Genomic DNA, 21,538 nt, shown 5'->3' on the forward strand with positions numbered 1-21,538 from the left:
GACACCGAAAACCGCATCGACCAAGACGGCGAAACGCAGTTCACCCCCGAAATGAACCCGCCCGTCCGTGACGCGCCTTTGTCTGACGCCGAAGCCGCGCGCAAGGGACCGATCCGCCGGTTCCTCGACACCCCGCCGGACAACGTGGCCAAAACCGTGACTGTCGCGCTTGGGCTGTGTCTGGTCGCGTCGATGGTGGTGTCGGCTGCCGCCGTATCGCTGCGCCCGTTGCAGGAACGCAATGCCGCGCTCGACAAGCAAGTGAACATTGTTCAGGTTGCGGGGCTCTACCGCGACGGGATCGATGTGGCAGACGCGTTCCAAGCGTTCGAGCCGCAGGTGCTTGAACTGGCGACCGGCGAATTCACCGATCAATTCGACCGCTTCGAATTTGACGACCGCGCCGCCGCAGATGACCTGACCCTGTCGGCGCCACTGACCGACGACCCGGCCAGCATCCGGCGCCAGGCAAACTACGTGACCGTCTACCTGCTGCGCGACGATCAGGGCGCGCTCGACAAGGTGATCCTGCCTGTCTACGGCTATGGCCTGTGGTCAACACTCTACGGCTTTATCGCGATCGAAGAGGACGGTAACACGATCTACGGGCTGCAGTTCTACGAACACGCCGAAACCCCCGGACTGGGCGCCGAAGTGGATAATCCGCGCTGGAAAGCCCTGTGGCGCGACAAGAAACTGCGCACCGAAGACGGCGAAGGCGAGCTTGCGATCACGGTGGCCAAGACCCCGCCGCCGCAGGGGCGCGAGTATTTCGTCGACGCCCTGTCCGGCGCAACGCTGACCTCGCGCGGGGTGGATAACCTTGTGCGTTTCTGGATGAGCGAGCGGGGCTTTGAACCCTTTCTTGAACGTGTCCGCGCAGGAGAGATCTGATGGCACAGACCTACCGCAGCATGCTGATCGACCCGATGGTCGACAACAACCCGATCACCTTGCAGGTGCTGGGCGTGTGTTCGGCCTTGGCCGTCACGTCATCGCTGCAAGTGGCGATGGTGATGGCCATCGCGGTAACACTGGTGACCGCGTTTTCTTCGATGTTCATTTCGGTCCTGCGCAGCCAGATCCCGAGTTCAATCCGGATCATCGTGCAGATGATCATCATTGCCTCGCTCGTGATCGTGGTTGATCAGGTGCTCAAGGCATATGCCTACGAGATTTCCAAAACCCTGTCGGTCTTCGTCGGGCTGATCATCACCAACTGTATCGTCATGGGGCGCGCGGAAGCCTTCGCGATGAAAAACCCGCCCCTGGCCAGCTTTGTGGACGGTGTGGGCAACGGTCTGGGCTATGGGCTGATCCTGATGCTGGTGGGCTTCATCCGCGAACTGTTCGGCTCGGGCAGCCTGTTCGGCTTTACGATCCTGCCCACGGTCAACAACGGCGGCTGGTACGTGCCCAACGGTTTGCTGCTGCTGCCGCCATCGGCGTTCTTCGTCATCGGCCTGTTGATCTGGGGCTTTCGGACCTGGAAACCCGAGCAGGTCGAAGAACGCGAGTACCGCATTCAAACGGTGGAGGCGCACTGATGGAAGAGCTGCTGTCGCTGGCCGTAAAGGCCATCTTCGTCGAAAACATGGCGCTGGCGTTCTTTCTGGGCATGTGCACCTTTCTGGCCGTGTCCAAGAAGATCTCGACCGCGATCGGTCTGGGCATTTCAGTCACCTTGGTGCAGACCATTACGGTCCCGGCCAACAACCTGATCCTGACCTACCTGCTGGCCCCCGGCGCGCTGGCATGGGCCGGGTTTCCGGATGTGGATCTGACGTTCCTTGGCCTCATCTCGTATATCGGGGTGATCGCGGCCATGGTGCAAATCCTTGAAATGGTGCTCGATAAGTACTTCCCGCCGCTTTACAACGCGCTTGGTGTGTTCCTGCCGCTGATTACGGTGAACTGTGCGATCCTGGGCGGATCGCTCTTTATGGTGGAACGCAACTACGCCCTTGCGGAAAGCACGGTTTATGGAGTCTCGTCCGGTCTGGGCTGGGCCTTGGCGATCACCGCCATGGCCGGTGTGCGCGAAAAGCTGAAATATTCGGACATTCCCGATGGCCTGCAAGGGCTTGGGATCACATTCATAAGCGCCGGACTGATGGCCATGGCCTTCATGTCCTTCTCTGGCGTCAAACTGTAAACGGGGGATCGCATGCAGACCTTTGCACTAGGTGTCCTGCTGTTTTCACTGATCGTCATCGCGTTGGTGGCGATTATCATGGTGGCGCGCTCACGCCTGGTATCGACCGGCAACGTGAACATCACCATCAACGGTGAAAAGACGATTTCGGTCCCCGCGGGCGGCAAGTTGCTGCAAACGCTGGCCGCCGAAAATCTTTTCGTCCCCTCGGCCTGTGGCGGGGGCGGAACTTGCGCGCAGTGCCGCGTGCGCATTCACGAAGGTGGCGGATCGATCCTGCCCACCGAGGAAGCCCATATTACCAAGCGCGAGGCCGCCTGCGGCGACCGTCTGTCCTGTCAGGTGGCTGTCAAGCAAGACATGCAGGTCGAAGTCCCCGAAGAGGTTTTCGGCGTCAAAAAATGGGAATGCACCGTTCGGTCCAACGAAAACGTGGCAACCTTCATCAAGGCGCTGGTCCTCGAACTGCCCGAAGGCGAAGACGTGGATTTCCGCGCGGGCGGCTATATCCAGATCGAAGCCCCGGCCCATCACGTCAAATACACCGATTTCGACATCGAAGAAGAGTATCGGGAAGACTGGGACAAATTCAACATCTGGCAATATGAATCGACCTGCGACGAACCGGTTGAGCGGGCCTATTCGATGGCGAACTACCCGGACGAAAAAGGCATCATCATGCTGAATGTGCGGATCGCCACTCCGCCGCCAGGCACCCAGGGCATTCCGCCGGGCAAGATGTCGTCTTACATCTTCAACCTTAAACCCGGCGACAAGGTTACCATTTCCGGCCCCTTTGGCGAATTTTTCGCGCGTGAGACGGAAAAGGAAATGGTGTTCATTGGCGGCGGCGCCGGCATGGCCCCGATGCGCAGTCATATTTTCGACCAGCTGAAACGGCTCAAGAACAAGGACCGGAAAATCAGTTTCTGGTACGGGGCGCGGTCAAAGCGCGAGATGTTCTTTGTCGAGGATTTCGACGAACTTGCGGCGGAATTCCCCAACTTTGAATGGCACGTGGCCCTGTCCGATGCGCTGCCCGAAGATGATTGGGACGGCTACACCGGGTTCATTCACAACGTGCTGTATGAAAATTATCTCAAGGACCACCCCAATCCCGAAGATTGCGAATACTACATGTGTGGCCCGCCGATCATGAACCAGTCGGTCATCAACATGCTGCTTGAATTGGGTGTGGACCGCGAGGATATCATGCTTGACGACTTCGGCGGCTGACACCCGCTACAGACTGCCCAAAGCCCCTGCCCGTCCCTGACGCGCAGGGGTTTTTTGCACTTGTGCTCGCTTCAATGCCTGCGCTGAAAAAGCCCATGCAAGGCTAATTCACCCTGCGTGCTGACTGGGCGTGGTGACAGGCAAACCATGGCCCAATCCCTCTGCGCGATGCCAAGGGTGACAAATTTTCCCAACGAAAGCAGACTGTATAGCTGATTGGCGCGCGCATGGTCGTGCCAAGCCGCCGTCTGATCAAACCTTGCCCTAGCGCAATAAAAAAGCCCGCTTGCAAGCGGGCCTTTTCGATTTTTGTCTTTGGGTGACGCGGATCAGAAATGCGCCGATTGGGTCGTGCTGGGCACCTGCAGAGGCGGCGCGAACTTGGTCAGGTCAATGCCATCTACGGCCGACTTATATTCCTCAATCGTCGGGGTGCGGCCCAGGATGGCCGACAAAACAACCACCGGGGTCGAGGCCAAGAGCGACTCGCCGCGCTTTTCAGTGCTGTCTTCGACGACGCGGCCCTGGAACAGGCGGGTCGACGTTGCAAGGACCGTATCGCCCTTTTCGGCCTTTTCCTGGTTCCCCATACACAGGTTACATCCCGGCCGCTCAAGATAGAGAATATTCTCGTACTCGGTTCGGGCGTGGCTTTTGGGGAAGAGATCGTCGAACTCAAAACCGGAATAGCGTTGCAGGATTTCCCAATCGCCCTCGTCCTTCAGCTCGTCGATAATGTTGTAGGTCGGGGCAGCCACCACCAGCGGCGCCTTGAATTCGACCTTGCCATTCGCGGCCTCAAGATTCTTGAGCATTTGGGCAACGATCTTCATGTCGCCCTTGTGCACCATGCAGGACCCGACAAAGCCCAGATCCACCTTTTTCTCACCGCCATAGTAGGAAACGGGCCGGATCGTGTCGTGCGTATAGCGCTTGGACACATCGGAATTATTGACGTCCGGATCAGCGATCATCGGCTCGGCGATCTGGTCCAGATCGACGACGACCTCGGCGAAATATTTCGCATCGGCGTCGGGGGTCAGGGCCGGTTTTTCACCCGATTTGATCTGGGCGATCCGTTTATCGGCCTTGGCAATCAACCCGGCCAGGGTTCCCACCCCATTGTCCATGCCTTTGTCGATCATCACCTGAATGCGGTCCTTGGCAAGTTCCAAAGATGCAATCAACGTCTCGTCGTTTGAAATGCAAATCGACGCCTTGGCCTTCATTTCCGCAGTCCAGTCGGTAAACGTAAACGCCTGGTCGGCCAGCAGCGTGCCAATATGCACTTCGATCACCCGGCCCTGGAACACGTTGTCGCCATGCTGCTTGAGCATCTGCGCCTGCGTGGCATGAACCACATCGCGAAAGTCCATGTAGTCGGCCATCTGACCCTTGAACGTTACCTTGACGGATTCAGGGATCGGCATCGTTGCCTCGCCCGTGGCCAAGGCCAACGCTACGGTGCCGCTGTCCGCACCAAAGGCAACGCCTTTGGACATGCGCGTGTGGCTGTCGCCCCCGATGATGATGTCCCAGTCATCCACCGTGAGGTCGTTCAACACCTTGTGGATCACGTCGGTCATCGCAGGGTAGTCGCCCTTGGGATCACGCGCGGTGATCAGACCGAATTTGTTCATGAAACTCATCAGCTTGGGAATATTCGCCTGCGCCTTCTTGTCCCAGACCGATGCGGTGTGACAGCCCGATTGATAGGCCCCGTCAACCGTGGGTGAAATCACCGTGGCGGCCATAGCCTCCAACTCTTGGCTGGTCATCAGGCCTGTGGTGTCCTGGCTGCCGACGATATTGACCTTGACCCGCACGTCCGATCCGGCGTGCAGTGTCTTGCCCGGCGTGGCGCCTACTGCATTGGCATTAAAGATCTTTTCAACCGCCGTCAGACCTTGGCCATCGTGCGAGATTTCCTTCGCAGGCGCGAAAACCGCAGGCGGCTCAATGCCCAGCGTTTCGGCCGCGAATGTTTGCAATTTTTTGCCAAACACGACCGCATATGACCCGCCCGCCTTCATGAATTCCACTTTCTGAGGCGTAAAGGCCGAGGACACGTCAGCCAGTTTTTTGGTCCCGGTCTCGTCGTAGAGCGTTTTGTCCTTGGTGTTGATCGTCAGAACCGTTCCGGTATCGACCGAGTAGGTCTGCTCCAGGATTGTATTGCCGTCTGCATCCAGGATCGGGGTGCCATTTTCGTCGGTTTTCTTGACCCAGTTCTTCAGATCAATTCCGATGCCGCCCGTCACGCCCACCGTGGTCAGAAAGATCGGCGAAATCCCGTTCGTACCAGCGACCACAGGCGCGATATTCACAAACGGCACATAGGGGCTGGCCTGTTTGCCGGTCCACAGGGCCACGTTGTTCACGCCGGACATGCGCGATGACCCTACGCCCATTGTGCCTTTTTCGGCGATCAGCATGACCCGCTTGCCGGGGTGTTTCTTCTGCAGTTCCTGAATTTCGGCCTGCGCTTGCGGCGAAATCATGCATTTGCCGTGCAGTTCCCTGTCTGAACGCGAATGCGCCTGATTACCGGGTGACAAAAGGTCGGTCGAAATATCGCCTTCGGCGGCGATGTAGGTCACGACCGCGATCTCTTCGTCGATCTCGGGAAGCGCGGTGAAAAATTCGGCCCTTGCGTAGCTTTGCAGCAGATCGGTCGCAATCGGATTGCCCGCACGATGCGCGGCGCTCAAACGCTCCATGTCCGCCTCATAGAGGAACACTTGCGTTTTCAATACTGCTGCAGCCGACTGCGCAATCGCCTGATCATCGCCAAGCGCCAGTTCCAGAAGCACCTGGATCGATGGGCCGCCCTTCATATGCGATAGCAACTCGAACGCGAATGTCGGCGTGATTTCTTCAACCACAGCTTCGCCGAGGATGATCTGCCTAAGGAAATCGGCCTTGACCCCGGCTGCGCTCGTCGTGCCGGGCAGCGTGTTATAGATGAAGAAATCCAGCGAATCTTTCCGATGCGGGTGTTCGCTGTCCGTGATCTGCGCGATCAACTCGGCCACCAGCGCTCCATCGTCTATCGGCTTGGGGTGCAGCCCTTCGGTTTTGCGCGTTTGGATTTCTTCAAGATAAGAGTCATACAAGCTCATTGGCACTTCCGGCTAGATGATTGATGTGGGTTTGACGCGCAGTTACCGCGCAAAACGCAGGCCTTCCCGCGATTGTATACATTGGTACACATCTTCACTCTGCGCTTCAAGTGATTTGCGGTCGTAGGGTACGGGTTTCGCTAAACTCAGCGCCGCAGAATGCAATGATCCCAACAGTGGCGGACGGTTCGCGATCACCGGTTTTTCTCTGGCTCAGGGTTCTTGCCGCAGATCCAAAACGATTTTCGCGCATAACGGCCGCTAGTCCTGCGCCTGTCGGCCTATGTGGGCGCATGTCGGACATGACCTTGAACGTCTGCCAATTCACATTCACCGATATCGCGCCGGTACTGGCCGCAACGCCGAACGCCCCCCGATGCGGGATGAACGGAATGCCCTGTGGGTTGTCACCCGGTTGGCCCAGAGCACACCCCTGCCCCATTCAGGTTTCACCACCCCGCCGCGGTATCGCCTGACAGGTTCCTGATTTCGCGACGTAGTCCGATCAATTTGGCGGAACAAAATTTGGAAGAAATGCTGCGCACTTGGTTGGTGGGTGCTGCGCAAGGCAGGGCGGGCGGGAAAGTGCAGTCCAAGATCCCGACGCACTGGTTCGGTTCGCGGATTTTGCCACGGCGCGGCGACCGCAGCGCGAAAACATCAAACCGCGCCTTGCGGAATGAAATTCGTATCTTAGACGTGCGCCGCTGTACCCAGACCTGTTTAACCCATCAAATGAACCGTCAGTGCGCGGGGGCGGACATCTGCCCCACATCGTCGGGGTCTTCGGAGCGCAGCACCGAAACGGACAACAAGGCGACCATCCCAAAGCCGACATAGGCCAAGGTCGCAAGGCCCCACGACCCGCTCGCCAAGAGCGTGGTTATCGCACCAATCGAGGCGAAGAAAACCGAAACGAGCAATGTAAGCGCCATGGTGTGGCCCCCCCAGGAAGTCCTTTCGGTGACCATGCCATGGCAAGTGTTAACAAGGGGCGAAACGCGCGAACGTTGCATCAAGAATTTTAGCAAAATCTCAACGACTCTCAGGCAGTGAATTCCCAGGGGCGGGTGAACTCACCCAAAATATGCTCAATTTTTTCGCCTTCAGCCGAATGCGCCTTGTCGATCTGGGCGACCAGCCCGCGCTTTTTGTCCTCGATCACGGCCACGACGCGCGCCGACAGCCCCGCTTCGGCCAGAGCTTCGTTGTAGACCCTTGTGATGGCCCTTTTCCGCAAATCCGGCTTGAACACCTTGCCCACGGCGGTCTTTGGCAGTTCGTCCAGCACTTCCAGATACTTAGGCACCGCCGCGCGTTCGTGAATCTGCCGTGTGACAAATGCCATCAGTTCGTCGACCGAGGCCTCGCCGCCGTCGATCAGTTCAACATAGGCGCAGGGAAGTTCCCCGGCGTGCTTGTCGGGTTGGCCAATCGCCCCTGCAAAGGCAACCGCGGGGTGACCTGCCAGAGCCTCTTCAATTTCGGCCGGGTCGATATTGTGGCCGCCGCGAATGATCAGATCCTTTGCGCGCCCGGTGATGAACAAATAGCCGTCGGCATCGATCCGGCCCAGATCCCCCGTCCGCAAATAGCGGTCGTAGTGGAACAGATCGTGGTTCTTGTCTTCTTCGGTGTAGGTTGATCCGGCATAGACGCCCGGATTGGCGACACAGATTTCGCCGACCTCGTCGACGGCGCATTCTTTGGGCGCACCATCGCTGCCGGTGTGAAGGATTTTGATGTCAGTATAAGGAAAGCGAATGCCGACCGACCCGATTTTCTTTTTGCCATGGGCCGGGTTGCACGAGACAAGACAGGTTGCCTCGGTCAGACCATAGCCTTCGACGATGGTCACGCCGGTGGCTTTCTCAAAGCGCTTGTACAGCTCGACAGGCAAGGCCGCCGACCCCGAAAACACCGTTTTGATCGTGCTGACATCCGCGTCTACCGGCCGCTGCATCAGCGCTGAAATAGCCGTGGGCACAGTAATGGCAAAGGTGATTTTCCAACGCTCGACCAGCTTCCAGAAATTGTCGAACACCCCGTCGCCGCGATAGCCCGCTGGCGTCGGAAACACCACATGCGCGCCCGACGCAACGGCCGCCATCACAATCACATGACAGCCAAAAACATGGAACAAAGGCAGCGGGCAGATCACATTGTCTTCTGGCGTAAAGAGCAGCGTGGCCCCGACCCAGCCGTTGTACACGATCCCGTTGACCGTGTGCTGGGCAACCTTTGGCATCCCGGTGGTGCCGCCCGTGTGGAAATAGGCGGCAACCCGGTCATCCAGACTGTCCTCAAACGTCAGTGTGGTGGGCTGCTTGGCCAGTTCGCGATTGAAATCCTTGGTGATCGCGTGATGCACTTTCAGCCCCGTGTTCTTGGGGCGCACCAGCGGTACAATCCAGCTTTTGGGCGGGGTCAGGTAACGGTTCAGATCAACTTCGAGTACCGTGGTCACCCCTGGCGCATGTTTGACGGCTTCGGCTGTCTTTTGCGCGATATCGGTCTGGGGGAACGCCTTGAGCGTAACCACCACCTTGGCCTTTGTTTCACGCAGGATCGCGGCGATATGTTCGGGTTCGAGCATTGGGTTGATCGGGTTGACAATGCCCGCCACCGGGCCGCCCAACAAGGTAATCAGCGTTTCGCTGCAATTGGGCAGGACATAGGCGACCACGTCATCGCGCCCGACACCCAGCGAACGAAACAGGTTCGCCGCCTGGGTCACCTTGGCATGCACCTCGTTCCAGGTCAGGGTTTCGGCCGGATCCTTGGGCCCGCTGGTCAGTTGAAAGGTGAATGCATTGGTCGCGCCGTGATTTTCCTTGGTGCGGGTTACGAATTCATACATCGAGCGCGGAACATCGCGGCTCTCCCAGCTCTGTTGCTCAAGTGCCTCTGAATCGGCAACACTGGCGAATTTTCTCTCTGGCATGACGTCCTCCCCTACATCAGTATTGACCACGAAGGCCCCCTTTTGACTTTCAGGATGCGGCCTTATGGCGCGCATCGCAAGAGGAACGTGATCACGCAACGCAGCGTCGCAAATCACAAAAAAGGGCGATCCAAAACGGACCGCCCAGAAAAATAGCGTCTTGGGAAGCGGGTCAGGCAGCGGTGCCCGATACCGGAATGCGCAGGACCTGACCGGGATAAATCTTGTCCGGGTGGCTCAACATCGGTTTGTTGGCATCGAAGATTTCCATATAGCGATTGCCGTCGCCCAAGGTGTTTTTGGCAATGGCCCAGAGCGTGTCGCCCTTTTCCACTGTGTGGAACACAGGGTCGTCGCCACCGACTGCATCTTCTACTTCGGCAATCCCTTCGACATTTCCGACCGCAAGAATGATCTTTTCCTTGGCTTCCTGGCTGGCGGCGTTGCCCGACACCTTGACCTTGTCGCCCTCGACAGAAATGTCCAGCCCGTCCGCTTCAAGTCCGAGCGCCTCGATCTCAGCCATCAGGTCTTCTTTCTTCGGCTGATCGTCCTTGCCGAACAAAGACTTGCCAGCGCCTTTCACAAAACTCCAAACACCCATTTAAAAGCTCCCTGTTGCTATACTGGTAAAACGTTACCACGCACCGGTATCCTTGCAAGTCGCTTATGCGGCTTCGGTCCCTGACGTAAACTGCAAGCGCGCCAGCCGCGCATAGAGCCCGCCACCGGCCACAAGCGCGTCGTGGGTTCCTTCGGCAACGATCCGACCGTTGTCGAAAACCAGAATGCGGTCGGCCTTTTTCACGGTCGCCAACCGGTGCGCCACCACAAAGGTCGTGCGGTCCTTGGACAACTCGTCCACCGCCTGCTGCACCGCGCGTTCGCTTTCCGCGTCCAGTGCCGATGTTGCCTCATCCAGCACCAGAACGGGCGCATCGCGCAAAATGGCCCGGGCCAGGGCGATGCGCTGTTTTTGCCCCCCCGACAGCATCACGCCGCGCTCGCCGACAAAGGTGTCGTAGCCCTGCGGCAGTGCAGTCAGGAAGTCATGGGCGGCCGCGGCGCGGGCTGCGGCTTCAACCTCGACGTCGGAGGCACCGGGCTTGCCGAAACGAATGTTTTCGCGCGCGGTGTCGGCAAACACCACTGCATCTTGCGGGACCAGCGCGATGTGACGGCGAAACTCTTCGCGGACCATATCCTTGAGATCGATACCATCCATGAGCACGGCGCCCTCGTCAGGGTCATAAAAGCGTTGGATCAACTGAATGATGGTCGACTTGCCCGCCCCGGATGGGCCGACCAGCGCCACGGTTTCCCCCGGCTTCACGTCCAGATTGATGCCATCGAGCGCCAAATGCTCGGGCCGCGCCGGATAGCGGAAACTGACGTTCTGAAACCGGATTTCGCCGCGCACGGGTTCGGGCAATCTGGCCCCGTTTTCCGGGTCGCGCACTTCGTCCTGCGCCCCGAGCAATTCGACCAGCCGTTCAGTCGCCCCCGCGGCGCGCTGCAATTCGCCCCATGTTTCGGACAGGGCCGCCACCGAGCCCGCGACCATGATGGCATAGATAACGAATTGAACCAGGGCACCGATGCTCATGGCATCAAGACGGACATCACGGGCCCCCACCCACAACACCCCGACCACGCCCGAGAAAATCAGCGCGATGACGATCACGGTCATGATGGCGCGGGTCAGAATGCGCTTGCGGGCGCTGTCATAGCTATGCTCGGTGACGTCATCAAAGCGCGCGCGTGTATCCGCCTCGGCAGTAAACGCCTGCACGGTCTGAACGCTCAGCAGCGATTCAGACGCCACTGCGGACGATGACGCGATCCAATCCTGGTTCTCGCGACTGAGTTTGCGCAACCGCCGCCCCAAGGTGATGATCGGGATCACGACAGCCGGAACAATCAAGAGCACAAGCCCCGTCAGTTTGGCCGATGTGAACAGCATCAAGACCAGCCCGCCCGCAAAGATCAGCACATTGCGCAGCGCAACCGAAATGGACGACCCGATGACAGACAGGATCAGCGTCGTGTCGGTCGTGATCCGGCTGATCACCTCGCCGGTCAGGATCTTTTCGAAATAGGCCGGGCTCATCCCCACGACCCGTGCGAACACCGCCTTGCGGATATCGGCCACGACCCGTTCGCCCAAACGGGTCACAAGATAATAACGCAGCCCCGTTCCGAGCGCCAAGAGCAGCGCAATCGCCAGCGCAGCCCCGAAATAGCCATCCAGCAACGCCCCCTGCGAGGCTTCGAACCCATCCACGACGCGCCGCACCGCAATCGGCAAAATCAACGAAATGCACGCGGTGAAAACCAGCGCCACACCGGCCGCAACGACCATCGGGCTATAGGGTTTGATGAACGGCCAAAGAGCGGCAAGCGCACCGATCTGCTTGGATTTGCCGCGCTCGGCCTCGGTGGTGATCGTACGGTTTGCCATCGTCTTTCCTTGTCGTTCGTCGACGGCAAGCATTATCCGCCCTGCCCTGTTGCCGCAACATTCCATCGAAACTTGCCTTGCGACCCTTGGTCCACGCCAAGGGCAGACCATCGTCGCAACCACGCTGGACGGAAAGACACGCAAAACTGAAGGGTGGAGCGGGCGGCGGGAATCGAACCCGCGTCATCAGCTTGGAAGGCTGAGGTCTTACCACTACACAACGCCCGCAAGACCGCCGCCTAGGTATTACAGGGTTTAGGCACCGTCAAGTGGCACCACGCGGGCAGACCGGCGCAAACAGCGGACCATACCGGTATTTTGCGAAAAGCAGCTACGCAGCCTTTTCACGGTGTGATGCCCGCCTGTTCGACAGCGCGGCGCCTGCGCCCAAAGGTTAACCTTTTTTCTTTGACATTCTTATATATTAATTTATTCATTTGTGCGGGATCGAACGCGCGAGAAAAAATTCTTAACAATAATCCATTTGAAGGGGGGACTTGATGAAAGCCCGTAACTTTGTATCTGCGTTGACACTAACCAGCGCACTTGTGGCACCTGCCATTTCGTCGGCTGCCACGATTTCCGGCTGGAACACCGACACTGTTGATGTGGGCCCTGCGGTGAGCGCAGGCGAAACCGGCGCGAGCGTGATTTACGACCGCGCCCTGCCCGACGCATCGGCAACAACGAACGGTCAGATTGTCTATGGCGCACCCGAGGCGGACGCCCCCGGAATCAAGGTCGTTCAAGAAGACTACTCTGTGTTCGACGGCTGTATCATGGCGTCGAGCGGAGCGATCTGCACCAGCCCGTTCCAGAGCGGAAAGCGTGTTAAACAACAGGTGACCGACACCGGCAGCATCGATCTGGTGTTTGACGTCGAAGCCGACGGCGAAGGCGAGTCGATCTACCAGGTTTATCACCGCCTGATCAACGTGACCGGCGGCACGCTTGATGGGGTCACGTTTGAATTGGGTACCGGTGTCGGCGACGACTTTGTTGCGTCGGGCACCGCGGACGGTCTGCGATTTGCGACCACGGCGGACGGCGTTGAATTCGGCCCCGACGATGTGGCCGCCTTCAGTCAGTACCCGTTCGGGCTCTTTGGGGGGGCGCCACTCAACCCCAACCCTCTCAGCTTGCCGGGCTTTTTCGACACCGCGGACCGGGCCGGATTCGATGTCACCTTGGGCGAAGACATGATCGTTTCGGGCGGCATGTACGGCAGCTACGACGACCTTTTCGGCGGGTGGCTGACACAAGGGGACGTGCCTGACGGGCTACTCTATGACTACAATCCCGGCGTGGCCGATCCGCTGGTCATGGCTTGGGCCAGCGATCTGGGCTGGGAATTCCTGCGCGGCACTGATCCGCTCTCTGCGCTCAATGATCTGGGTGTCGAGCCGATTTCGTCGCTGGTGTTCGACTATGACTATGCGTTCGACCCGGTCCACGGGATTTCAGCGGACATGATGACCTACATCCTGACCAGTCTTGTCGACCCGGACGGAAACCCACTGGACTATGCGACGGACCTTGTCGTCGATGCGATCGAGGATCTGGCAAACCTGAACATGACCTTCGCCGTGGCTATCGATGATGCGTTTGCGTCCAGCTACGACGGGTTCACCCTGCGCGCGACGACCCATGGGCTCGCTGCAGTGCCACTACCGGCGGGTGCGCCCTTGCTGTTGGGCGGGCTTGCCGCGCTTGGGCTGATGCGCCGCCGCCAACGCCGCTCTGCCTGAACCGCCGCTCTGCCTGAACCAAAGAAACCGCGCGGGGGACCACCCTGCGCGGTTTTGCCATTGGGGGGCTTTCCTACCCTACCCCACAAACCCTACCGGAAATATCGCCCGTTGCGATTTGACGACGAGCGCCTGTGTGGCGGCACACTGACAAACATGTCGCCGATCCCCTCACACGGCTCTTGCATCAAAATTCCACAACCGCCCACCGGGACGGGATTGGTCGCACGATTGAGCCCAGGCAGGCCGGTCGATTCAACCCGCCGCCCCGCCATGGTGTGGTCGATCATACTTGTGGAAAAGGTCAGCGGGATGGCGGGATGACTTCCGTGGCACATGCCGCCAGGTCGGGCACCAAGCCCCCCGGATCACGCATCAAGATCACCGCCCGCCGGCCCTTTGCGACGGCCCCCTCGATATCCGAGACGTTCTCTGCACCGCCCGCTGTGCCCAGGTCAAAACGCTCGGCATCCCGGCGCGCCAGTTCCAAAAGCGCGAGCGACAGCCCCGGTTCGATCCAGATGCAGTCCGCCTCTTGCAGACGTTGCATGGCGCGCAATGTCATCAGGTCTGCGCTTTCGGCGGCGCGCAGAACAGACAGCGCCCCGCCCGATGCCTCCGGTGCGCCGCCTGCGGTAATGGCCCGGCTGATCGCGTCGCCTGCGCCCTGGATGTCACCTGCGGACAGCATGGCGCGCGGCGAGCCATCGAACACCCATCGCCATAGCGCGCGGCGTTTTTCACGCGGGACACGCTGCGCCGCCGCATCGCGCAGAGTTCCGGCCCGGGCGACAAGTTCGCCCAGACTCGGCTCTAACAAGGTTTCCAGCCGCGCCTTGATCTGGCGGGCCAGAACCGGGGCGGCGCCTTCGGTGCCAATGGCCACGACCAACGGGTCGCGATCGACCAGCGACGGGGTCGTTGCCTCGCACAAATGCGGCTGGTCGACCACGTTCACCAAGGCTCCGGCCTCGCGGGCCAGCGCATGGATCGCGCCATCGTGGCCCGGACAGCCAGACCCGATCAACACCAGCGCCGCGCCGCGCAGGTCGTCCGGCGTGATCGGCCCTGCGTGGTGATGCGCCCGCCCGCGCCGGACCAGCGCGGTCAATTCGTCGTCCAACGCGGGGGCCATCAGGGTCAACCGGGCCTCGGTCTTGGTCATCAGGCGCGCTTTTTGCGCGGCCTGTTCACCGCCGCCCACGATGATGACGTGGCGCCCGGCCATCCGCAGGAACATCGGGAAGAACTTCATCGCCCTAGTGCCTTTTCGCCCAAGCCGCCCGGGCATGATCCAAGGCGGCTTGTCCGCTGGCCACCCCCAGCGTATCGAACGCCAAGGCGGCCGTGCCCAGAACAATGCCTTCGGCGAACGGGTCATCCAGATCGCCGTGCCACAACCGCGCCAGATCCTGGGGCGTATAGTCGCCTTCGCCCAGACGGCGGGCCTGGATGTCCAGAACGGGCGGCGCGGTGGGCGCCCAATCCGCCCCGTCCCGTAGCCCATGCATCACCACATCTTTTCCGGGGTGGCGTTCAAATTCGCCCCCGCCGCCCTTGATGATGGTCACGCGGCGCAGGCCCAGCAGCGCGCAGGCGGCGGCCTGCAATTCGCGGTATGGGGGATGAAATACGCCCTGTACCGCTGCGGCGGCGCCACCGGGGTTCAAGACCTTCATCGTCGTGTTCACCGCCGAGCGCAGACCCAGCACATCGCGCAATTTCAGTAGATCGAGGCAGCGCGGCGCAAAGCTCTCCAGCGGCGCATAGGCGATACTTTCGCGCGCGATGATTTCGCCCGCCAATGGCAATGTGTCGGCCTGTGTGATCCCCGCATGATCGAGCCCGCCGCGCACACTGGCGATAGGGTTCTGGTGGCTGTTCCAGCCATGCAACAGAACCGTGTGCCCCGCCTGGGCCACCAGTTTGGCGGACAGCAGGAACCATGGCACCCCGCGTGTGCGCCCCGCCGCATAACACGACCAATCCAGATCTGGGCGTGGCCCGCGCCAGACCGGCAAGTCCGCCCGCATCGCGTCGGCAAAGCCGGCAATCTCTTCGGGCACCTCGCCGCGATAGCGCATCAGCATCAAGAGCGCGCCGACCGCTTCGGGCGCGGCCTCGCCAGACAGGATCAGCCCCATCGCCTCGCGCGCTTCGTCGCGCGTCAAGTGCCGTGCGCGCGACGGACCACGGCCGAGGATCCGAACATAAGGGGCAAGGGGCATCGGGGCGTCCTTTGTTACGTTTGTGCGTTTGTGCCGCAGCACGCAAAGCGCGACAAGGTGCAGGCAGGACAAAAGACCCGCCGTTTTGCGTCCCGCCAGCCGTCAGCCCGTTTTCCCGGCGTCCGCGATGTTACCAGCACGCTGTTCCTTGACCCTATCGCGATTCACGCGGCCCGACCCGCCGGGCTGACACGGGGCACCCGGATGCCGGCACGATCACGATTGCACCGGTGCGGGCAATCGAACTGCGGTTCATTTTTTCGGCTTTCGCTGGGCGGCCCCATCGACCTGTTCAGACGATTGGGCCCAAAGATTGATTTCTTCCTCGTCGGCATGCGCGTCAATCAGCGCCAATTCCTCGTCTGTGAAGTCGAGGTTCGTAACCGCGCCCACACAATCCACCACCTGCGATGGTTTGGACGCCCCGATCAGGGCCGTCGTGATGCCGCCACCACGCAGCACCCAAGCGATGGCCATCTGCGCCAGTGTCTGGCCACGCTGTTTCGCCAGATCGTTCAGCTTGTTCAGGTTGTCGACCGCCCTTTCACTGATCATGGCTGGATCCAGGCTCTTGTCTTGAGAGGCGCGGCTGCCTTCGGGAATGCCCTTCAGATACTTGTCGGTCAGCATGCCCTGGGCCAGCGGCGTAAAGGCGATCGAGCCCACGCCCAATTCGGCCAGTGTGTCCTTTAGCCCATCGCGCTCGACCCAACGGTTCAGCATGTTGTAGCTGGGCTGATGGATCAGACAGGGCGTGCCCAGATCGTTCAGGATGCGCACCGCCTCGCGGGTACGCGCGGCATTATAACTGGAAATTCCGGCATATAGCGCCTTGCCCGAGCGCACGATCTGATCCAGTGCAGCCATGGTTTCTTCCAGCGGTGTGTCTGGATCGAAGCGGTGGGAATAAAAGATGTCCACATAGTCCACCCCCAGCCGTTTCAGGCTCTGATCGCAGGACGCGATCAGGTATTTGCGGCTGCCCCATTCGCCGTAGGGCCCGTCCCACATTTCATACCCAGCTTTCGAACTGATGATCAGTTCATCGCGCCAGCCCGCAAAGTCGGTACGCAGAATCTCGCCGAACGTCTCTTCTGCGCTTCCCGGCGGCGGGCCGTAGTTGTTCGCCAGATCGAAATGCGTGATCCCGTGATCAAATGCGGTGCGGCAGATGTCGCGTTTGAGCTGATGCGGCGTGTCATGACCAAAGTTATGCCATAGCCCCAAACTGATGGCGGGCAGTTTCAGCCCCGAAGTGCCGCAGCGGCGGTACACCATCTTTTCGTAACGGTCACTTGCAGGCATATACGTCATCGTATCCTCCTTTGGTCACGGGCTATACGCTAGCGCATGGCGTGGCCGGCTCAAGTTCGCGGCCACTTTTTCTACCCAACCAACACATTGCAAGAGGCCCGTTCGGCAAGATGCCCATCAGCGCGGCTGTGACCGGCCCGGCGCCCACGAGCCGCCTTTGGCCGGGCGGGGTATTGCGCCGATCTTCGCCGTTTCCAAGGGTCAGATCAAAAGGCTTATCCAAATAGTCCAAATAGGCATGCGCGACGTCTGCGCCCGCGCGTGGGTAGCTTCGCCGTTCAAGTCCGTCCCCAGCGGCATCTGCGGTACCATCATGTTCGGCGCAAACCCAAGAAATCAGGACAAAATTCTGCCACTGAAATTTTCAATATATCCCTTTATTACAATACCCTGTTAGCCATCCTTAATGCATTACATAAAAATTCCTGAATCTGAGTTCACTTGTCTGTTTCCTTTCACCTCATCCGAGCCATGAGTCATAGTCCGAAACCAGCAAGTGCCGCGGCGGCTGATCTTCGGTGATGGATGAAAAACGCCCAATCTGGTCTTGGAAAATGTTGTCGGTTCGATCGTCGTTCACATTCGATACTTCACCGATCAGTACCCGGCCGCCCTCGCCCCAAAAGGCATGCCACGTGTCGGGTTCCAGCGTGACGCTTTCGCCAGGGGCAAGTCGGAGCAATCCGCCGGCGGGCAAGTCGCGCCAAGTACCATCCGTACGCACCCGTACGGCAGCGGTTTCGTCGATCTCACCTTTGCTATCGGCCTTGAACAATTCCAGAACCAGGACCCCGCCACCCTTGTTGATGATGTCTTCTGTCTTGAAATTGTGCCGATGCATGGGACTGATTTGGTTTTCACCGGAAATCATGATCTTTTCAGCATAGAGCATTCCCATACCCCGCCGTACGTTCGTGGCAGAGCCGTTGCGCACTGTGAACAGAAACAAACCCAAATCGCGGAATTTACCCTGCCCATAGTCTGTAATGTCCCACCCCAACATGTGATCGCGGATCATTGCGCTGTCACCTGCCACGCGCGCCTTCATCGTGTCCGGCGACCAATAGGCAAATGGCGGCAGAATATACCCGTGGCTGCGGATGAACACATCGCTTTCTGCAATGATTTCATTGACTTCGGATCGCTTCATAATGTGCCTCGATGGGGCGAAAATTGGTGCCGGAAAGGGACGGTCGATGCGCGCCGTCGTTCGGGACGCATCCCAAGGCTTCGGCGCCGGTCCACCCCAGCGGGGGCACTATACGCCATGGCACCCGCCCGTAAAGCCGCGCACCATACGCCCCCGTCTTGTCCGATTGAGCAGAACGCTCCAAGTATTTGCAAATCGTAAGATCCAGCCCGGCGGCGGGCGATACCGTTCCCTGCAAATGATCCGTCGACGCCTGCCGATACTGTGGATCGATATGACATCAGGTACCCACGTCTCGCGCGCGCATCGCGGTGGCCACAAGGCTGCGGCGGCTACTGCGGGTGCGTTGCATTCGCCAATAAGGGGCTATCGGGCGCAGCGGCATGGGCAAATGATCCCAGTTTTTCCAACAACCGGCCGCTTTCCCGCCATGCTGCGGTGGCCTTGTACAACAGATCATTGTCAGAGACATGTGGGGGGAAACCGGAGAACTTATGCCAAAACTCACTCTCAGCGCGCTCGTCACAGTCTGCCTCTTGGCTTTAGGACCGGGCGCAAACGCCCAGGATCTGCCGAAATACGCGTCGAGCTACCTGAATGATTGGGCTGACCTGCTGAGCGCCGAGCAAGAGCAGGAACTGACCGATGAAATCGCGCAGCTTCGCGGCGCCACGGGTATCGAACTTGTTGTCGTGACGCTGGACACCAAGGCCTCTTTCGGTTGGAGCGATCTGGAACCCTTTGCGACTGCGATCTTCAACGACTGGGGCGTTGGGGATGCTCAGCGCAATGACGGGATCATGGTACTTGTCTTGCCCGAAGACCGCGAAATGCGCATCGAGCTGGGACGCGGCTACGGCCCGGGTTTTAACCGCGTGGCGCAAAGTCTGGTCGATACCGATTTTCTCCCGCAGTTTCGGCTGGATCGCTACGATACCGGACTACTTGATGGCACCCGGGCTGTTATTGGCGAAATTGCATGGCCCTTTTTCAAGGGCACCACCCCCGCCACGCCATCGTTTTGGGACCGCTATGGGCATTTTGCCATCTTTGGCGCCTTTGTTGCGGCGATATTTGGACTCAGCCAAAAGCAACGCCTGGCCGATTTCGTGACCCGATTCCGCCGTTGCCCCACGTGCGGGCAACGCAAACTGCATGTCACGCGTGAAACCACGATTCCCGCCACCGACGATAATGACGGCCACGCAGTCAAACGCACCCATTGCACGAATTGCGACTGGGGCAGCGCAGAGCGCTATCGCGTCCGTCACACATCCAGCCGATCTGGCGGATCCTTCGGCGGCGGGTCGAGTTCGGGCGGCGGGGCCTCAGGTCGCTGGTGAGGCGGCTTTTTCTTCCAGCTCAAGCCACTCCATCTCGGCGGCTGACAGGGCCTCTTGTCGTTCAACCAGCGCGTCGCTGGCCTTTTTGAACTTTGCAGGCTCTTTGGTGAACAAATCGGGGTCCGACAGAAACCCGGTCAGCTTCGCGATCTCGGCCTCCAGTCTTTCGATCTCTTCGGGCAGAGCGTCCAGGCGGTGCTTTTCGGTAAAGCTGAGGGCGGGCTTGGCGCCCTGCCCCTTGGGTTTGGCCCGCGCCGGTTTCGCATCGGACCTGGGCTTGGCCACGCCCGAAGGCGTGGGCGTCGCGCGCGCGCCGCGTTGGGCGATATAATCTGAATACCCCCCCGCATAGAGCACAGCATCGCCATCGCCTTCCATCGCGATGGTCATGGTGGCCACCCGGTCAATGAAGTCACGATCGTGACTGACCAGCAGGACCGTGCCGTCGAAATCGGTCAACAATTCCTGCAGCAAATCCATCGTTTCAAGGTCCAGGTCATTTGTCGGTTCGTCCAGCACCAACAGATTGCTTTCCCGCGCCATCAGTCGCGCCAACAGAAGACGCGCCTTTTCGCCCCCCGACAAGGCCCGAACCGGGCTGCGCGCCTGCGTCTCGTCGAACAGAAAGTCTTTGAGATAGCCCATGACATGACGCGGCGTGCCGCGCACCATCACCTGATCAGCTTTTCCGCTGACGCGCATGTCTTCGTCGCCGGTCAGGCTTTCCCACAGCGACAGATCCGGGTTTAGCGCGGCGCGGTTCTGATCGAACACGGCCATGTCGATCTTGGTGCCCATCCGGATCGTGCCATCATCCGGCGCCTCGCGCCCGATCAGCATGTTGATCAGCGTCGTCTTGCCGACCCCGTTTGGTCCGACCAGCGCCACGCGGTCGCCGCGCGCGATCTTGACCGAAAAGTTGCGCACAATCTGCTTGTCACCAAAGGCCTTGGAAATGCCTTTTGCCTCAACCACCAGCTTGCCCGACTTCTGGCCGCTTTCCAGGGCCATATCGGCCGCCCCCTGCCGACGGATCATTGCCGCGCGTTCTGACCGCAGATCGTGCAGGGCGCGCACCCGGCCCATGTTGCGCTTGCGACGCGCGCTGATGCCTTCGACCGCCCACCGCGCTTCGGCCTTGATCTTGCGATCCAGCTTGTGGCGCGCGATGTCTTCGTCTTCCCACAGTTTGTCGCGCCAGTCCTCGAATCCGTCGAATCCCTGCTCGCGGCGCCGCACCTGGCCGCGGTCGATCCACAGCGTGGCATTGGTCAGGTTGCGCAGGAACGCCCGGTCGTGGCTGATCACCACATAGCCGGCGCGGGTGTCGCGCAACTGTGCCTCAAGCCAGCCGATCGCTTCGATATCCATGTGGTTCGTCGGTTCGTCCAGCAGCATCAATTCGGGCGCTTCAGCCAGCAGTTTGGCCAGCGCTGCGCGCCGCCGCTCCCCGCCCGATGCCGTGGCACAGGGCGTGGCCGGATCGAATTTGAGCCCGTCGGCCACCATTTCGACGCGGTAAGCTTCGGCCGGGTCAAGTTCGCTTGCCGCAAAGTCGCCCAAGGTGGCGAACCCGCTCAGATCGGGGTGCTGCTGCATGTAGCCGACCTGCACGCCCGGCGCCGTGACCCGCACCCCGCGATCGGGTTCGATCAACCCCGCCATGACCTTCATCAACGTGGATTTGCCCGACCCGTTGCGCCCGACCAGCGCGACGCGATCGCCCGGTTGCACGGTCAGGTCCAGCCCGTCAAAAACGGGATCGCCACCAAAGGTCAGGGAAATGTCGGAAAGCTGTAAAAGGGGTGCACGTGCCATGGCCCACGGGCTATGCCAG

At 59.9% G+C, this 21,538-nt stretch carries 16 protein-coding genes and 1 tRNA gene; 6 read left to right on the forward strand and 11 right to left on the reverse strand.

Annotated elements, in window-relative coordinates; translation table 11 throughout:
• Positions 1-51: 51 nt before the first annotated feature.
• From ACP2AV_RS08235 to nqrF, 4 genes are read left to right on the forward strand one after another with little or no spacing between them, the layout of a single operon-like run.
• Positions 52-894 (forward strand): Na(+)-translocating NADH-quinone reductase subunit C, encoded by an 843-nt coding sequence (locus tag ACP2AV_RS08235; RefSeq protein ID WP_426372469.1) that lies wholly within the window; start codon positions 52-54, stop codon positions 892-894.
• Positions 894-1,547 carry an NADH:ubiquinone reductase (Na(+)-transporting) subunit D gene (locus ACP2AV_RS08240; protein ID WP_426372210.1) on the forward strand — a complete coding sequence of 218 codons (654 nt, stop codon included), beginning with the start codon at positions 894-896 and terminating at the stop codon, positions 1,545-1,547. The genes ACP2AV_RS08235 and ACP2AV_RS08240 overlap by 1 nt, the downstream gene beginning before the upstream one ends.
• Positions 1,547-2,155: an NADH:ubiquinone reductase (Na(+)-transporting) subunit E gene (nqrE, locus tag ACP2AV_RS08245; protein WP_426372211.1), complete on the forward strand. Its 609-nt coding sequence runs from the start codon at positions 1,547-1,549 to the stop codon at positions 2,153-2,155. Before ACP2AV_RS08240 ends, nqrE begins: the two co-directional genes overlap by 1 nt.
• Positions 2,156-2,167: 12 nt before the next feature.
• A complete protein-coding gene (gene nqrF, locus ACP2AV_RS08250; protein ID WP_426372212.1) occupies positions 2,168-3,391 on the forward strand; it encodes an NADH:ubiquinone reductase (Na(+)-transporting) subunit F in 1,224 nt (407 codons plus the stop codon).
• A 329-nt stretch (positions 3,392-3,720) separates the two neighbouring features.
• Here the strand turns inward: nqrF and ACP2AV_RS08255 are convergent, their stop codons facing one another.
• The 6 genes from ACP2AV_RS08255 to ACP2AV_RS08280 form a co-directional block, all read right to left on the reverse strand.
• On the reverse strand, positions 3,721-6,513 hold the full coding sequence (locus tag ACP2AV_RS08255) for a bifunctional aconitate hydratase 2/2-methylisocitrate dehydratase (protein WP_426372213.1): 2,793 nt from the start codon (positions 6,511-6,513) through the stop codon (positions 3,721-3,723).
• A 743-nt stretch (positions 6,514-7,256) separates the two neighbouring features.
• Positions 7,257-7,448, reverse strand: coding sequence for a hypothetical protein (locus ACP2AV_RS08260; protein ID WP_426372214.1), 192 nt, complete (start codon positions 7,446-7,448; stop codon positions 7,257-7,259).
• Positions 7,449-7,558: 110 nt separating this feature from the next.
• Entirely contained in the window at positions 7,559-9,457 is a 1,899-nt protein-coding gene (locus tag ACP2AV_RS08265) for an acyl-CoA synthetase (RefSeq protein WP_426372215.1), read from the reverse strand.
• Positions 9,458-9,629: 172 nt separating this feature from the next.
• Positions 9,630-10,061 carry a peptidoglycan-binding protein LysM gene (gene lysM / locus ACP2AV_RS08270; RefSeq protein ID WP_426372216.1) on the reverse strand — a complete coding sequence of 144 codons (432 nt, stop codon included), beginning with the start codon at positions 10,059-10,061 and terminating at the stop codon, positions 9,630-9,632.
• 63 nt (positions 10,062-10,124) lie between these two features.
• Positions 10,125-11,918, reverse strand: coding sequence for an ABC transporter transmembrane domain-containing protein (locus tag ACP2AV_RS08275; protein ID WP_426372217.1), 1,794 nt, complete (start codon positions 11,916-11,918; stop codon positions 10,125-10,127).
• A 154-nt stretch (positions 11,919-12,072) separates the two neighbouring features.
• A tRNA-Gly gene (locus tag ACP2AV_RS08280) sits at positions 12,073-12,146 on the reverse strand.
• Between the two features lie 272 nt (positions 12,147-12,418).
• Here ACP2AV_RS08280 and ACP2AV_RS08285 point away from each other — a divergent pair.
• The gene (locus ACP2AV_RS08285; protein WP_426372218.1) at positions 12,419-13,666 is read left to right on the forward strand and encodes a choice-of-anchor F family protein; all 1,248 of its coding nucleotides are present in this window, start codon (positions 12,419-12,421) and stop codon (positions 13,664-13,666) included.
• A 304-nt stretch (positions 13,667-13,970) separates the two neighbouring features.
• Here ACP2AV_RS08285 and ACP2AV_RS08290 read toward each other — a convergent pair whose 3' ends face one another.
• From ACP2AV_RS08290 to ACP2AV_RS08305, 4 genes are all read right to left on the reverse strand, one after another.
• On the reverse strand, positions 13,971-14,921 hold the full coding sequence (locus tag ACP2AV_RS08290; RefSeq protein WP_426372219.1) for an NAD(P)-dependent oxidoreductase: 951 nt from the start codon (positions 14,919-14,921) through the stop codon (positions 13,971-13,973).
• Positions 14,922-14,925: 4 nt separating this feature from the next.
• Positions 14,926-15,936, reverse strand: coding sequence for a glycosyl transferase family protein (locus ACP2AV_RS08295; RefSeq protein ID WP_426372220.1), 1,011 nt, complete (start codon positions 15,934-15,936; stop codon positions 14,926-14,928).
• Positions 15,937-16,146: 210 nt separating this feature from the next.
• Positions 16,147-17,208, reverse strand: a complete 1,062-nt coding sequence (mgrA, locus tag ACP2AV_RS08300) for an L-glyceraldehyde 3-phosphate reductase (RefSeq protein ID WP_426372221.1) — start codon at positions 17,206-17,208, stop codon at positions 16,147-16,149.
• 460 nt (positions 17,209-17,668) lie between these two features.
• Entirely contained in the window at positions 17,669-18,358 is a 690-nt protein-coding gene (locus ACP2AV_RS08305) for a D-lyxose/D-mannose family sugar isomerase (protein WP_426372222.1), read from the reverse strand.
• A 494-nt stretch (positions 18,359-18,852) separates the two neighbouring features.
• Here ACP2AV_RS08305 and ACP2AV_RS08310 point away from each other — a divergent pair, with 494 nt between their 5' ends.
• A complete protein-coding gene (locus ACP2AV_RS08310) occupies positions 18,853-19,701 on the forward strand; it encodes a TPM domain-containing protein (RefSeq protein WP_426372223.1) in 849 nt (282 codons plus the stop codon).
• On the opposite strand, the gene ACP2AV_RS08315 is transcribed toward ACP2AV_RS08310, so the two are convergent.
• Positions 19,687-21,519 carry an ABC-F family ATP-binding cassette domain-containing protein gene (locus ACP2AV_RS08315; protein ID WP_426372224.1) on the reverse strand — a complete coding sequence of 611 codons (1,833 nt, stop codon included), beginning with the start codon at positions 21,517-21,519 and terminating at the stop codon, positions 19,687-19,689. The two genes, ACP2AV_RS08310 and ACP2AV_RS08315, sit on opposite strands and share 15 nt — an antisense overlap.
• Positions 21,520-21,538 lie beyond the last annotated feature (19 nt).

This window comes from Aliiroseovarius sp. PTFE2010 (genome assembly GCF_049943335.1).
Taxonomy (GTDB): Bacteria; Pseudomonadota; Alphaproteobacteria; order Rhodobacterales; family Rhodobacteraceae; genus JBNFVY01.

Bases quoted from the DNA above. Each gene is read 5' to 3' on its own strand.
- nqrE (WP_426372211.1), top strand. From the start codon at position 1,547: ATGGAAGAGCTGCTGTCGCTGGCCGTAAAGGCCATCTTCGTCGAAAAC.
- nqrF (WP_426372212.1), top strand. From the start codon at position 2,168: ATGCAGACCTTTGCACTAGGTGTCCTGCTGTTTTCACTGATCGTCATC.
- ACP2AV_RS08260 (WP_426372214.1), bottom strand. From the start codon at position 7,448: ATGGCGCTTACATTGCTCGTTTCGGTTTTCTTCGCCTCGATTGGTGCG.
- ACP2AV_RS08290 (WP_426372219.1), bottom strand. From the start codon at position 14,921: ATGAAGTTCTTCCCGATGTTCCTGCGGATGGCCGGGCGCCACGTCATC.
- ACP2AV_RS08305 (WP_426372222.1), bottom strand. From the start codon at position 18,358: ATGAAGCGATCCGAAGTCAATGAAATCATTGCAGAAAGCGATGTGTTC.
- ACP2AV_RS08235 (WP_426372469.1), top strand. From the start codon at position 52: ATGAACCCGCCCGTCCGTGACGCGCCTTTGTCTGACGCCGAAGCCGCG.
- ACP2AV_RS08285 (WP_426372218.1), top strand. From the start codon at position 12,419: ATGAAAGCCCGTAACTTTGTATCTGCGTTGACACTAACCAGCGCACTT.
- mgrA (WP_426372221.1), bottom strand. From the start codon at position 17,208: ATGACGTATATGCCTGCAAGTGACCGTTACGAAAAGATGGTGTACCGC.
- lysM (WP_426372216.1), bottom strand. From the start codon at position 10,061: ATGGGTGTTTGGAGTTTTGTGAAAGGCGCTGGCAAGTCTTTGTTCGGC.
- ACP2AV_RS08315 (WP_426372224.1), bottom strand. From the start codon at position 21,519: ATGGCACGTGCACCCCTTTTACAGCTTTCCGACATTTCCCTGACCTTT.
- ACP2AV_RS08310 (WP_426372223.1), top strand. From the start codon at position 18,853: ATGCCAAAACTCACTCTCAGCGCGCTCGTCACAGTCTGCCTCTTGGCT.
- ACP2AV_RS08255 (WP_426372213.1), bottom strand. From the start codon at position 6,513: ATGAGCTTGTATGACTCTTATCTTGAAGAAATCCAAACGCGCAAAACC.
- ACP2AV_RS08275 (WP_426372217.1), bottom strand. From the start codon at position 11,918: ATGGCAAACCGTACGATCACCACCGAGGCCGAGCGCGGCAAATCCAAG.
- ACP2AV_RS08265 (WP_426372215.1), bottom strand. From the start codon at position 9,457: ATGCCAGAGAGAAAATTCGCCAGTGTTGCCGATTCAGAGGCACTTGAG.
- ACP2AV_RS08240 (WP_426372210.1), top strand. From the start codon at position 894: ATGGCACAGACCTACCGCAGCATGCTGATCGACCCGATGGTCGACAAC.